Here is a 13,767-nt window from a genome sequence, read left to right as displayed (position 1 = left end):
GCTTACTTTATCTTTAACGTCCTCAAATACGCTTTCTGCTCATCAGTAATTCGGTAACTTTCAATCGCCTTCTGGATGGCCTTATTGTGAGTCCATTTTTCAAGGCGATTTTTTTCTATGTAAGGGAGGGTGGCCTCGTACTGCTTGGCAAGGGCGGTGGCAAAATACCAGGCAATCATCATGTTGATGTAATATTCTTCCGAGTGGACGGCGGCAACCATTTCCAGATATTCCGGCTTAAAATCCTCGTCCAGGAAAAGCTGCATAAGTTTTCCGATTGCAAAACGCACGGTGTAAGTGTGTTCAGATTTTATCCAGCGGAAGATGTAAGGCAAAAGTTCATTTTTATGCTTCTGAAAAGCCTTTGTAGAAGCCTGGTCGCAGGTCGCCCAGTTATCAACATAAGGCAAAAAAGCTTCTACCTGGGAAATACACTTTTCAAAATCCTTTTCTTCGTTGATTAAAAAGGCGTGAAGCTGATTCTGGTCAAAATATTTGTGGGGGAGAGAAGAAAGAAAATCGCTGACTGCCAGGGCTGCCTTTTCGTCGCTGGAGGCGGCCTTGTGCAATTCTTTTGCAAAAGCCTTAAGAGCCGGAGTCCTTACCCCAATCACGCTGTCAGCAGCGATGTTAGGAATCAGCTTAGCCTGAAAGTCGCGGTATTTTGTATCCTGAAGCTCAAAAAGCCGCCCAGTGATTTCTTCTTTTGTCATAGGCCCTCCTGGGGACTTAGTTTTTCACAGCTTTTATTGAATTGTCTTCCCCGAGCAGCACAACCTTCGGCTGCCAGCTGTCGGCGTCTTTTTCCTCAATCGTGGTGTAAGTTACAATAATCACCTTGTCTCCCACGCAGGCTTTGCGGGCAGCGGCCCCGTTCAGACAAATCTCGCCTTTTTTTCCTGGAATGATGTAAGTCGAAAAGCGCTCGCCGTTATTTACGTTCAGAATGTCAACTTTTTCCCAGTTGTGCATTCCAGCCGCCTTACAAAGTTCAGTATCAATGCTGATTGACCCCTCGTAATTCAAATTAGCGTCCGTAACAGTCGCTCTGTGTAATTTAGCCTTCAAAACTGTAATATCCATATTTCACCTCAAAAATCTATTTCAGGAGGGGAAAGCCTTCCCCTGGCTCGCACTTTGTTGCTCGCCACCCCTTCTGCGGGGACACCCCGCAACGCCCCGTTTTAGTTCATATCCAATGCGCATTTAATTCCCAGAAGCACCAGCTCCGGGCACATTTCGTCAAAAAGGGACTCGCCGTCAAAAATGCGCGAAAATCCGCCGGTTCCAATTATATAAGGTTTTTCACCTTTGAAAATAGTGCGCTCGTACTGGCGGGTCAGTTCCTTGACAGCACCAAGATTTCCCCAATACAAGCCCGACTGAATCGCCTCAATTGTAGAAGTTCCGCAGGCATGTTCCGGGCGGACAATTTCTACAATCGGAAGCTTTGCCGTACCACTAGCCAGTGCTTCCACACTGATTTTCATACCCGGCATAATGGCACCGCCAAGATACTCTTTTCCGCTGGTCACAACATCAATCGTCGTAGCCGTTCCCATATCAATTACAATCAGATTTTTTCCCGGATGCAGCGACATGGCACCAATGGCAGCCGCAATTCGGTCAGCACCGATTTCCTTAGGATTGGCATACTTCAATTTCAAACCGGTCTTAATTCCCGCCTGAATAAAAAGCGCCTTCTGATTAAAATATTTTGTAAAAGCGCTTGAAAGCGAATAATTAATAGAAGGAACAACCGAGCAGACACCGATTCTCTCAACCTTCTGCCAGCGAAAGCCATTCTCGCGAATCACCGAGCGGAAAAAAAGCCCGATTTCATCCGAAGTCGTCTTAGCACTGGTCGTCTGGCGGAACTGAAGCACAAGCTTTCCGTCCTCAAAAAGACCGCCCGTAATCTGTGTATTTCCAACATCAACTGTTAATATCATTTTTCACTTTCTCCTGCCAGATTCAAAATCGCCTTACCAAGCCCCGCAAGGTCGCCTGCCCTCGCCGCTTCTTCCATTGCCCGTCCGTAAATCACACAGGGATGGACAGCTCCCTTAATCTCGCTCAAATCGTTCGACACCACAAAATCAGGAGATAAAAGATAATTTTCGTTAGCGTCAAACACCTTTTTCACCGCCACCTTCCGCTCGCCCACGCTCGCATTTGAAGTCAGCTTAAAAGCGATAACTCTTGTCTTATCTCCACTCCAAAACTTCAGACTATCTACCAGCTTGGGATTCTTCTTCATCTTTACCACAAGTTCTACACCGGCAGGCACTTTGCTTACCGAACCGCACTCGTATTCTTTTCCGTCAACTATAATCTGATAAGGCGAGTAGTCGCTCACAGCCGCCGCATGAACAATCAAATCATAAGCGCCGTTACGGCATTCACTTTCCAAAGCAGAAGCCAGCTGGGCAAAAGTTTTATAGGTCAGAAGGCGGGCTTTCTGGGCCTTTACCGCACGCTCAGAAACAATTTCCGTTACTTCGTGCCCTACATCCGCAAAAAAATCCGCCAGAAAAGCCGAAGTACGCCCGGTAGAAAAATTGCAGACAGCGCGCACGTTATCAATAGGCTCTTCCGAACCGCCGCCAGTAATTAAAATCTTCATAAAACCTCATTAATAAACGAGTTCACCTAAAAAAGGCTTCCGGTCGCAGGGCATTTGTCAAAACCGCGCCATAAGGCGCTACATGCTATTTTTGTATTGAAACTATTAAATGCGCCGCTAGCGCGGCAGACAAAAATAGAATGTTTTTGCCAAACGCCCTGCTCCCTCACGCCTTTTTTTGCTATGTCTTTTCCTTATGAAATAGCTTTTTCTATATATTCCAATGCCTCCGCCGGCTCAAGCAGTCTTCCAACTCCTGTAGTACCGCAGGCAAGTTCACCTTCCCCGCAAGGAAGAATCTTTGCTCCCCAGCCTTCCAGCTTTTTCAAGCCTTCCTGAACAGACGGATGACGGAACATATTTGTATTCATAGCAGGGGCAATCAAAAGCGGCTTCTGGAAATTATTTGCAAGACAGACAGCGCCAAACAAATCATCAGCAAGGCCGGCAGCCAATCGGTTAATTGTATTTGCACTGCAAGGGTAAGAAATAATCAAATCAGCCCAGTTCTGCGCAAGATGAATGTGAGGAATCGGGTCGTCGTTTCCAAACATAGAAGTTTCTAGCTTGTTATGGCTAAGTCCTTCAAAACTTGCGGCCCCCACAAACTTCAGCGCATCCTCGCTTGCAATAACGCGCACATTATAACCGTTTTTAGTCAGCAGACTCGTAAGCGCACAAGCCTTATAACAGCTGATACTGCCGGTTACATGAAGTAATATATTCTTTCCCATAATTTATACTCCTGTAGAAATCAACCTTCCAAAGCAAAAAAGACTTCCGGTCGCGGTGTGTGATGCGAAACCGCGCGATATCGCGCTACACGCTGATTGTTGCAAAGTAACTATAGATTTGACCGCTCAAGCGGTCACAACAATCAGAGTGTTTTCGCACCACGCACCGCTCCCTCGCGTCATTTTTGCTTTACAACTTAAATTGCCACATTATCAATAAGTCTTACTTCCTCTAAGAACACAGCTGCATACAGTCTGTCATCCTTCTTAGTAACGTAATCTACCTTAAATCCAGCAGCCTCAAGCTTAGCCGCAATTTCTTCTTCCGAACCGCCGCCCGCAAGAATCTCATGGAACTTAGGAGCAAGGGCAAGACCAGCTGGGCTCAATTTTCTGTTACGGCTTGAAATTGCAAGGCCGTTATCTTCGCGAACAATCGGACAAGGAATAAGCTCAATATCCATAAAGAAAGCCTTAACCATTCCGTCCAGAAGCTTATACTGCTGGAAGTCCTTTTCGCCAAAATAAGCGCGGGTCGGACGCACAATATTGAAAAACTTCATTACAACAGTCAAAACGCCGTCAAAATGTCCCGGTCGTTTAGCACCGCACAATTCCTTGCTGAAACGCTTTTCTGTCAGCATGTAAGCATAGTCATCCGGGTACATAACCGGGTAAGTCGGCGCAAAAAGATAGTCCACGCCGGCCTTTTCCAAAAGCGCGCAGTCATCTGCAAAGTTAGCAGGGTAAGTTTCCAGATCCTTCTTGTCGTTAAACTGAGTCGGATTCAGATAAACGCTGGCCACGCTGATGTCGTTTTCCGCAATCGCCCTCTTCATCAGCGATAAATGCCCCTTATGAAGTCCGCCCATAGTCGGCACAAAACCCACGCTCTTATCGCCAAAAGTTTTTCTAATTTCCTTAAATTCTTCAACCGTCTTAATAATTTTCATATTTCGCCTCGATATATTTAATTGGGAGGGGGAAGTCTCCCCCTGGTTCCAGCCTGCTTCGCAGTCTTCCACCACCCTCTCTGCGGGGACACCCCGCAACGCCCCGTTATTACTTTATTTCGTCGCCCTTAGGGAACTCTCCCGAATGTACATCCGCACTGTACTGATTCAGGGCGCCCTTAATCAATTCAAGTCCGTTCAAATACTGGCGAACAAAGCGAATCTTAAATCCGCTCATGCCAAGCATATCAAACAGAACCAGCACCTGACCATCACACTCTACGCCCGCTCCAATTCCAATAGTCGGAATCGAAACCGCCTTAGTGATTTTTGCCGCAAGAGCCGCCGGAATACATTCCAGAACGATAGCATAGCAGCCAAGCTTTTCCGCAATTTTTGCTTCTTCAATTATTTTTTCAGCAGCTTCTTCAGTTTTACCCTGCATCTTGTGGCCGCCGAATGCGTTATAAAACTGCGGAGTCAAGCCCAGATGAGCCATAACAGGAATACCGCTCTGAACGATGTGGGCAACAACATCTTCCTGCCCGTACATACCTTCAATTTTTACAGAGTTAGCACCCGCAACCAGAAGCTGACCAGCGCAGTCAGTTGCATATTCAATTCCCTTGCGGGTAGTCAAAAATGGCATATCAGCAACAATGTACTTGTCCGGCGCCCCGTTGCGAACGCTTCTGGTATGCTCAACCATCCATTCCATTTTTGCAGGCACAGTAGTCTTTTCGCCGTGCATAACCATAGAACAGCTGTCGCCAATCAAAATACAGTCAATGTCAGAATCGTTAATAATCCGCGCAAAAGTCGAATCATAACAAGTCACCATAGAAATTTTACGATTTTCACTTTTCCACTTAGGGAAATCAAGAGTAGTCATAGTACCTGTCCTCCATTGGATCACGTCTATATTAATGATAAGAAAGAAATACCTGGTGCAATTTGACCAAGCCACACAAATCTCAGCCGCAAAGGTCTAAGTTCGTTACTATATAATAGAATTATGTGGAAAATTGTGCAATAACTAGGAATTTTTTACAAAAAAATGGGTTTTTAATAAGTGTAAACAGAATAAACGCTAAAGCCCTTTTCATCGTCTTCTTCCCAGTATTCATACACGGGAACAAGGCGATTTTTTTTGTCTTTTTGTAAGTCAGAAGCTTTATTTTGCCCATCCAGCTGAGAAAGACTTCTTGCAGTTTCTAAATCAGCGGCACATCCAACTCCAACAAGAACACATTCGTCTTTTGCTATACCCAATTTCTTTCGTAATAGCTTTTCATTATGGTTTAAAATATAGGTTTCAAGCCACTTTGGATTCTGAGGCAGTCCCATTTCCATACCTTTCCATTTTACAATTTCTGAAAAGGCATGGAATGAAATGAGAAAACTAACGATTGTAAAAAGAGTTATTTTCTTCATTCTGTTACAGACGACCTTATATAATCATAAAAGGCTTTGGAAAAATCTTTTTTGATTTTGTTTGTCAGGGAAGTCTCTGCTTTATGCTTTGCTTCATCATAATCTACATGAGCCTCGCGGCCTTTTATTGAAAATGGAACTAATTGATGAGATGTTTTGTTATCTAGGATGTAGCTTTCAGCATTGTAACGACAGCGAACCGTCTTTTTGTCACTAGTATCAGAACGTTCAAAGTCAAATTTTGCAAGAAGCTGGTATCGCGCAGAAGTATCAGCAGTTGCCTTAAATCCGGCTTCTGCCACTGCCTGACTAAATGCATCCTTATATCTGCCATTTTCATCATTAGAAGTCTGAATACAAATTGGAATCTGCTTTGCAATTTCCATCTTTTTTGCATGCAATTTCTTTGATGAAGGACAGAAAGATTTTAAATCATCCACGACCGGCGGATTTATTACAGCAAGTTTCTTAAGATGATTTTCATTCTCCAGGGCTATATCTTCTGCAAAATCATATGCACCAAAACCGTCGAAGGAATATAAATCTTTTTCACCGTTCTTAATTACAGTTTCAATGGCAGCAGCATTTTTCTTAATCATGTCTGAATAAAGCTCTGTTGCCTTTGATTTATCAAGAACTGCAATTGCATACCAGGTATCCTTATCATCAAACCAGAATTCTTTTACCTCAACACCTATTAATGAATCAACATCAACCTTGCGTTTTACTTCCTGACTAAAAACCTGAGTATTGGTATTTGCAACCAGTCCATTTTCTTTTGCCTGAGTCAGTCTGCTGGAAGCTGTTGAATCAGACTTTATTGACTGCCCGAAAACCGAAGCCAAGCCCTGAAGCGCATTTATTTCACTTATATTTCTGTCTGCTCCATTTCCAACATATGTAATATATGAAGGATTCGGATAAACCGCAGAAGGCTGAGTTACCCATTCCGGCATAGCCTTCTTTTTTGAGGAAGATTTTTTTGAAGCAGCCATTACCATGCCGCCTGCCTGAATTACAAGCAGACAGCAAAGAGCTTTAATAAATCCTTTTTTTATTTTTCGCATTGTGATACCGCCACGCTTACTTTTCCAGCTTTTACAAGAACATTTTCAATAGTCTTAGATTCTATAACCGTATTATCATGACAGTAATCAATTTGTACAGTATAGGAACCTGGCGCTAAAGAAAAGCCTGCTGCACTTGCCTTATGAGGAAAAAGTTCTCCCTGTCTGATATCAGCTTTTTCAGCTTTTATAACAGCTTTTGCCGCAATATCAACTGCAACATTAAAACTGATTCTGGCTGCCGCAAGGGCAATAGGATTACCATCAGCATGCTTCAAACTTTCACTAGCCGCAATTACACTACCAACAGAAACAGAATTCTTTACGATATTTCGGAATACCGAACGGCTGAAAGCTCCCGGAGCCTTCTGATTAACGTCAATTTTGACAGCCTCATCAAAATCTTCAATAAGAAGGGCACTTGCCCAGCTTCCGTCAGAAAGAGTTACGCGAACATTATTAATCAAATGCTCAGGAGGATTAAAAACAGGATAAGCAACCTTACCATAAATAGAGAAGAGGTTTCCATTAATCGGAATATGAATTCCAATAGGCTCAACTCCTTCGCCAGCATCGCTTCGTTTTCCGATTATGCCGGAAAGAGCAACAACTTCAAGGCGGCCTTTTCCTTCAGGAACGTTAATCACATCTTTTACGTTATTAACTCTGTAAGTTGAAGCAAATTCGTAAGCGTGATCAAAATCATTATTTACAGCATAAGCAAGAGTTCCAAGATAATTAAAGAAAGGTGAATTTTCATAACTTGTTTTACCGGTGATTTTTGGTTTTTCTCCAAAATTGAAGTTTGCCCCAGCTTCTGCAAGAGATGATTTTGCATCTGCAAATTCATCACTATCAAGTTTTTTTGCAGATGCTTCGGCAAGTTCTTTATTCTTTTGACGCAAAGCCTGAATTTCATCCATAAATGTTCCGACGTAATCTTTCATAATACCGTAGGCAACATCATTCTGATTTGTATTCAGGGCTGACGAAAGGCGCATAGACCAGACTAAATAGCGTTCGTATTCTGCACCTGAATAGGTAACAGAATTTTCGCTTACAAGAGAAGCCTTCATTATATCACCGACAGTCATATTTGCGCTCAGCTGCTGCATCTGATAGTAGGTATCAAGAAAAGCTTTTCCGGCCCCAGTATAATCCTTTGATAAATAGATAAGCATATCTATATCAAGTTCATTTCGAACTGTATTTTTCAGTTCCTTTTTTGCATTTTTTTCATTCAGCATGGAAATACAGGTTTCATAATCACCCGATTCAAAGGCTGAATTATAGGCTTCCTGATCAAATTTCTTTTTTTTGTTTTTGGATACAGGCTTTTTCTTCTCCTGAGTTTCAGTTTTCTCTGTTTTTTTCAGCGGCTTCGTTATCAACAGCAGAAGTTGTGGCACAGGCTGCAAAGAGACTTACAAGCAGAAAAGAAGCTGCAAGACCTCTGATTAGTTTTTTCATAAATACTCCTAAAAAAAACAGCTGCCCCGGAAAAAGAATTTTTCACAGGACAGCCATCAATAATAAAGAAAAACTATCTGCTCTTAACAGAAGCAGTTTTCTTTAAGAAATCCTTTGTTTCTTCTGAAGGTTCAAACATTGCCACAGTTCTATGTGTCTGCAAATCTGTAAGTTCGATATTTACAATGTAAGTTCGCTCCTGCTTTTTGCCGTTATTCTGAACCATAAGTTTTACAGAACCTGTAATCATATAGTCCGCAGCATCTTCAATATCAAGAGTTTTTGCAAGCTCTTCAGCAGAATGATCCTGCTGCATGATTACTTCATCGCGCATCTGCTCACGAACATCTGAGTTAGCCATAAACTCAAGAACGCCGCTGTTCAAAACCGCAGTTTTCAAACTGTTTGCAATAATCTGAGTATCAAAGAACTCACCTGTTTCATCTTTAATCTTTCCGATTGTAACTACAGGAGGACGTCCGTTTTTATCCTCAAATTTTGCAACTCTAGGATTTTTAATAATCTGATCCACGATATCCTTACTGATTTCACGGCTATCAGTTTCGCTCAAATAAGGAGTAAGATCTCCGGCTCCACCACGTTTTACAGCTTTTGAAAATGCAGAACTGCAGATTGTAAGAGCAGCAAGTAAACAAATAATAATTTTTTTCATATATCCCCCTGATTATTCTTCTACATATTCAACACTTTCGTCAGCAGCCTTATCAAGCAAAGGCGCACGAAGATTTTCGCTCAAAGCTTTCTTCAAAATGGCAGTTTCAGAAGCATTGTCTTCAATACCATTCAAAGCAGCATCAAGCTGAGCATCGTAAATGTCACGGCTCATTGTAAATACAACATAGTATTCATAGTAATATTCATAAGCGCTGTCAGGTGATTTTTTAGTAATTTTTACACCCTGTTTTGGCTTTCTGAACTGAATCCAATACTGAGATTCTTTAAGAAGTCCGTTGATTTCAATAGCAGAAAGAGCCTTGATTGTCTGATCAATTGCCATCTGCTTTTTATTTTCTTCCCCAGAAGAACCCTGGAATACAGCATTTGCAGACTGTCCTACTGCAAGAGAGAAGGAGTTTGCAACCTGACGCTGTACATCAACCTGATCAGTCCATGTCTTCAAAAATTCGAGATCAGTTCCCTGATTAGAGAAAACAAAAATCTGATGCTCTTTTAAATCAATTTTAAGAGATTTAGCAATAGTTTTATTGTCACCTTCCAAAACAGCCTGTACCCAGTTTGGAATATCTGTACCCAAAGCCATTCCAGGACGGTTTACTATCTCAATCTTCACCTTTGCCTGCTTTGCCTTAGCTGCAAAAACATTTGATGTCAGACAAAGCGCAAGAAGCGCAGAGACAGCAATTAGTTTTCTTTTCATAAAATCCTCCAATGATGCATAAAACATCAATCAATAAATAAATGTTATTTAAATGATTATAATTTCACTTCAGCATAAAAGCAAATTATTTATCATCGCAGAACTCAAGCCTATTTTTCATCTTCGCGGTCTTTCAGAACTGCAAGGAAGGCGCTCTGAGGAAGTTCAACGTCACCAATCATCTTCATCTTCTTTTTACCTTCCTTCTGTTTTTCAAGAAGCTTGCGTTTACGGGTAATATCACCACCGTAACACTTTGCAAGAACATCCTTACGAACAGGATTTACTGTCTCGCGGGCAATAATCTGACTTCCAATTGCACCCTGAATTGCAACCTTAAACTGCTGGCGGCTGATTTCGTCCTTTAAACGCTCACAGAATTTGCGGGCACGGTCAACGGCATTCTGCTTAAAGGTAAGCTGAGAAAGGGCATCGACCATTTTTCCGTTCAAAAGAATATCAACCTTTACAAGTTCTGTAGGACGGTAACCGATAACTTCGTAATCAAAAGAAGCATAACCACGGCTATAACTCTTAAGCTTGTCGTAAAAATCAAAAAGAACTTCGGCAAGCGGCATTTCGTAAGTAAGTTCAACGCGTTTTTCATCAAGATACTGCATGTTGGTCTGCATTCCGCGTTTTTCTGTACAAAGAGACATGATTGAACCAATATATTCTGCAGGAGTAATTACGCTTGCCTTAATGTAAGGCTCTTCTGCAGAGCGGATTCGTCCCTGAGGGTATTCAGACGGATTATCAATGTAAGTCTCTTCACCAGTCGTCAATTCCAGCTTGTAACGAACAGAAGGCGCTGTAAAAATTACAGCCTGGTCAAAGTCGCGCTCCAGACGTTCCTGAATAATTTCCAGATGTAAAAGTCCCAAAAAACCACAGCGGAAACCGTTACCAAGGGCAAGGGAATTATCCTTTTCGTAAATAAGGCTGGCATCGTTAAGCTTAAGTTTTTCCATGCTGACTTTAAGCTCTTCGTAGTCGTTTGAATCCATAGGATAGATAGAAGAATAAACAACAGGTTTAACTTCCTTAAATCCAGGAAGAGGTTCTTCAAGGCCGTCTACCGCACTGGTAATAGTATCACCAACGCGAACGTCGCTTACAGTTTTAATTCCCGCAATAATGTAACCGACATCGCCGGCTTCTAGCTTTCCGGTTTCTTCGTAATTAATCTTAAATACACCGCACTGCTCTACCTTATATTCAGCGCCGGAACTCATCATTTTGATAACGTCGCCGGTTTTTACAGTACCTTCCTTCATTCGCACGTGCACAATTACACCGCGGTAGGCATCGTAGTGGCAGTCAAAAATAAGGGCAGCAAGTTTTCCGCTTGGGTCGCCGGTAGGAGCGGGGAACTTTGTTACAATAGCTTCCAGAAGTTCATCAATTCCTTCTCCTGTTTTGGCAGAAACAAGCTGAGTCTCCTCTGAATCAAGGCCAAGTTCTTTATCAATCTGGTGCTTGCAGGAAGGAATATCTGCCGAAGCAAGGTCAATTTTATTGATTACCGGAACAATTCTTAAATCCTGTTCCAGCGCCATATACATATTAGAAACCGTCTGGCTTTCAACCCCCTGAGTAGCATCTATCAAAAGCAGGGCACCTTCGCAGGAAGCAATAGCGCGACTTACTTCGTAAGAAAAGTCTACGTGGCCCGGAGTATCTACAAAGTTCAGTTCGTAGTCGTTTCCGTCTTTTGCGTGATAAGGAATTGTTACTGCCTGACTCTTGATTGTAATTCCGCGTTCGCGTTCAATATCCATGTTATCAAGAATCTGGTTCATCATCTTTCTGTCATCGATGATTTTAGCCTTCTGAATAAGGCGGTCAGAAAGAGTAGACTTTCCGTGGTCAATATGTGCAACAATACAGAAGTTGCGCTTATATTTCATATCCATAATTTAATTCTCCTAGAGCACCGGCAGACGGCACATTAAAAATAATAAGGATTATCATAAGGGGCAGTCAGCACCATTCCCACATCAATCAATCCCTTCTTTTTTCTCTGAATCATAATTTGAGTCATAATAAATTTATTTTCATTATCAAATTTAACACCGTAAAGTCCCAGCTGATCATTTTCAGAAAAACTCATTTCATCAGCAACAGTTCCGCGGATAACCTTAGTGATTTTGTAAATCTTCTTGCTTTCTGAAGAAGCGCGGGTAACCTGCATACCATAAATCGGAATAAAAGAATTGTCCACAAAATCACTCTTATAAATCAAAGTAAGAGGTGATTCAGGGCGTTCTTCAAAAAGGAGCAGACAGGATTTTTCTTCACTATCGCCCTCTGCCCCCTGAGTTTTATATTTACAGGAAACCATAGTTCCTGGCTGGGCAGAAATCTCATAAAGCTGGAAATCTTCTATAGTTTTGATTGGATTTCCGTCAATTTCTGTAATTACATCTCCCATTTTAAGACCGCTGAGTGCCGCAGAACCACCCGGCATTACATACTGAACCTCAAGACCTGTCTTTTTATTTCCAACCCGCATTGTATGTCCATAAGCACAAATCCAGGGATGCATAACCTGCAGTGATTCAGGTTCGTCTTCAAGCTGCTTTTCATCCTTTGGAACTTCCGGACGATACATATAAGGAAGAAGAAGTTTTAAATATTCAACAGGAATTGCAAAGTTCAGTCCCTGATACTGAAGCATTCCGGCAAAAACAATAGCCTGAACCTTCATATTCTGGTCAATTAAAGGACCACCGCTGTTTCCAGAGTTTACAGCCGCATCAATCTGAAATACATTTCCAAGAGTTTCAAGCTTTCGGTCTGTAGAAGAAATAATTCCTGAAGTCAAAGTTCCTTCAAGTCCGATTGGAGTACCAATTGCGCTTACCTTATCACCAATGCTCAAATCACTGCTGGAACCAAGACTAAGAACAAAATCCGGCTCAATTTCAACCTTAAGCAATGCCAGATCCAGAACTGAATCATAACCGATAACCTTGGCAGGAATCTTTGTATCAGGATCTGAAAGCAACTTAACGTAAAGACGCGAATAGCCCTCATATTTTGAATCCACCATGGACTCAATTACATGATGATTTGTTACAAGATATCCCCGCTCGTCAATAAAAAAGCCCGAACCAATGATGATATCAGGATAACCGGCACCATTGCGAACCTTAATTCCCCGGTCAACCCAGATTGTAACAGTTGCATGCATACAGTCAGAAACTGTCTTAGGCGCCTTAGAATTTTTTCCGCTAAGCCCCGGAACAGAAGAAAGATAGATTTCCTTATACTTTACTTCCTCTTCCCTTGTAAAAGTATGCTTTGCCGACTTCAGACTTGTATAATATTTAGAAGCAAGAAGTGTATTTTTGTCGTACAAGGCTACCTTAAATTTCTTATAAACCTCGTCCAGGCATTCAGCCTTTACATCTTCGCGTCCCAAAAGTTCAGCCCGCCAGAGAGCCCTAACAGGTTCCTCTTCCATAAAATCACGGATTCGCTTAATTTCCGCTTCTACAACATCATAGTTAGAATAATCAATAGGACCTTCAATATTATCCGGCTGCTGAAGGCTTCTGCAGGAAGTCAGAAGTGAAGCAGAAAAAGCCCCGCAAAAAAGCAGAGCCGTAAAAGCCTTAAAAAAACATTTTCTTTCTATATTAATTTTCATTTTTCTTCACCAAATCCTCTTCAGGTACAATTCTGAAAAAGAGCTTACTTCCAACTCTAATAACAGAAACTCTTGTCTCGTCCATCTGCAAAAGGAAGGTTTTACCCTGTGTAATTTCCGTACCGAATTCCTGTCCAAGCTTATCAAGGATTTTTGATTCAAGTTCTTCTTCACCCTGATTTTCAATCCAGTATACTTCACCAAATTTTCCGGCATAAATAATCAGTTCATGATTCTGATTTTCTGTCAGCTTTACAGGAATATCATCCAGACAGATCATGGAAATAGTTTCCCTGCCCTTCTTATCATAATAAACTGTAAGGTCTTTTACCGCTTCTCCCTCTTCTGGAGCATATTTTACAAATTTGCAGTCAGTTACGCCGTCATCATTTGAATCCCAGACAGTAGTAATATCCCCGTTTTCATCAT

15 protein-coding genes are annotated in these 13,767 nt (G+C 41.9%); all 15 read right to left on the bottom strand.

Features of this window, described 5'->3' with window-relative positions; translation table 11 throughout:
* Positions 1-2 precede the first annotated feature (2 nt).
* Positions 3-713 carry a DNA alkylation repair protein gene (locus tag MSI_RS00075; RefSeq protein ID WP_009102332.1) on the bottom strand — a complete coding sequence of 237 codons (711 nt, stop codon included), beginning with the start codon at positions 711-713 and terminating at the stop codon, positions 3-5.
* Positions 714-729: 16 nt separating this feature from the next.
* The gene (panD, locus tag MSI_RS00070) at positions 730-1,083 is read right to left on the bottom strand and encodes an aspartate 1-decarboxylase (RefSeq protein ID WP_009102331.1); all 354 of its coding nucleotides are present in this window, start codon (positions 1,081-1,083) and stop codon (positions 730-732) included.
* A gap of 101 nt (positions 1,084-1,184) precedes the next feature.
* Entirely contained in the window at positions 1,185-1,952 is a 768-nt protein-coding gene (locus tag MSI_RS00065; RefSeq protein WP_009102330.1) for a type III pantothenate kinase, read from the bottom strand.
* Positions 1,949-2,626, bottom strand: a complete 678-nt coding sequence (locus MSI_RS00060) for a phosphopantothenoylcysteine decarboxylase (RefSeq protein ID WP_009102328.1) — start codon at positions 2,624-2,626, stop codon at positions 1,949-1,951. The genes MSI_RS00065 and MSI_RS00060 overlap by 4 nt, the downstream gene beginning before the upstream one ends.
* A 194-nt stretch (positions 2,627-2,820) precedes the next feature.
* Positions 2,821-3,360, bottom strand: a complete 540-nt coding sequence (locus MSI_RS00055; RefSeq protein ID WP_009102326.1) for a flavoprotein — start codon at positions 3,358-3,360, stop codon at positions 2,821-2,823.
* Positions 3,361-3,557: 197 nt separating this feature from the next.
* The gene (gene panC, locus MSI_RS00050; RefSeq protein ID WP_009102324.1) at positions 3,558-4,313 is read right to left on the bottom strand and encodes a pantoate--beta-alanine ligase; all 756 of its coding nucleotides are present in this window, start codon (positions 4,311-4,313) and stop codon (positions 3,558-3,560) included.
* A gap of 109 nt (positions 4,314-4,422) precedes the next feature.
* A complete protein-coding gene (gene panB / locus MSI_RS00045; protein ID WP_009102322.1) occupies positions 4,423-5,205 on the bottom strand; it encodes a 3-methyl-2-oxobutanoate hydroxymethyltransferase in 783 nt (260 codons plus the stop codon).
* A 173-nt stretch (positions 5,206-5,378) separates the two neighbouring features.
* Positions 5,379-5,747: a hypothetical protein gene (locus tag MSI_RS00040; RefSeq protein ID WP_009102320.1), complete on the bottom strand. Its 369-nt coding sequence runs from the start codon at positions 5,745-5,747 to the stop codon at positions 5,379-5,381.
* Entirely contained in the window at positions 5,744-6,814 is a 1,071-nt protein-coding gene (locus MSI_RS00035) for an LPP20 family lipoprotein (protein ID WP_009102317.1), read from the bottom strand. The genes MSI_RS00040 and MSI_RS00035 overlap by 4 nt, the downstream gene beginning before the upstream one ends.
* Positions 6,802-8,205: a hypothetical protein gene (locus MSI_RS00030; RefSeq protein WP_039923770.1), complete on the bottom strand. Its 1,404-nt coding sequence runs from the start codon at positions 8,203-8,205 to the stop codon at positions 6,802-6,804. The genes MSI_RS00035 and MSI_RS00030 overlap by 13 nt, the downstream gene beginning before the upstream one ends.
* A gap of 152 nt (positions 8,206-8,357) precedes the next feature.
* Positions 8,358-8,957, bottom strand: coding sequence for a hypothetical protein (locus MSI_RS00025; RefSeq protein ID WP_009102311.1), 600 nt, complete (start codon positions 8,955-8,957; stop codon positions 8,358-8,360).
* 12 nt (positions 8,958-8,969) lie between these two features.
* Entirely contained in the window at positions 8,970-9,683 is a 714-nt protein-coding gene (locus tag MSI_RS00020) for a hypothetical protein (protein WP_009102310.1), read from the bottom strand.
* Between the two features lie 110 nt (positions 9,684-9,793).
* Complete coding sequence (lepA, locus tag MSI_RS00015) at positions 9,794-11,599, bottom strand: translation elongation factor 4 (RefSeq protein ID WP_009102308.1); 1,806 nt, start codon at positions 11,597-11,599, stop codon at positions 9,794-9,796.
* Between the two features lie 35 nt (positions 11,600-11,634).
* Positions 11,635-13,338, bottom strand: a complete 1,704-nt coding sequence (locus MSI_RS00010; protein ID WP_009102305.1) for a S1C family serine protease — start codon at positions 13,336-13,338, stop codon at positions 11,635-11,637.
* Positions 13,328-13,767: hypothetical protein (locus MSI_RS14620; RefSeq protein ID WP_039923766.1), on the bottom strand; the 440-nt coding region annotated here is incomplete at its 5' end. The genes MSI_RS14620 and MSI_RS00010, both read right to left, overlap by 11 nt.

Origin of the sequence: Treponema sp. JC4, assembly GCF_000260795.1 — a bacterium.
Lineage (GTDB): Bacteria > Spirochaetota > Spirochaetia > Treponematales > Treponemataceae > Treponema_D.
The sequence above is the reverse complement of the archived record's forward strand: the minus strand, read 5'-3'. Positions and strand labels throughout refer to the sequence as shown.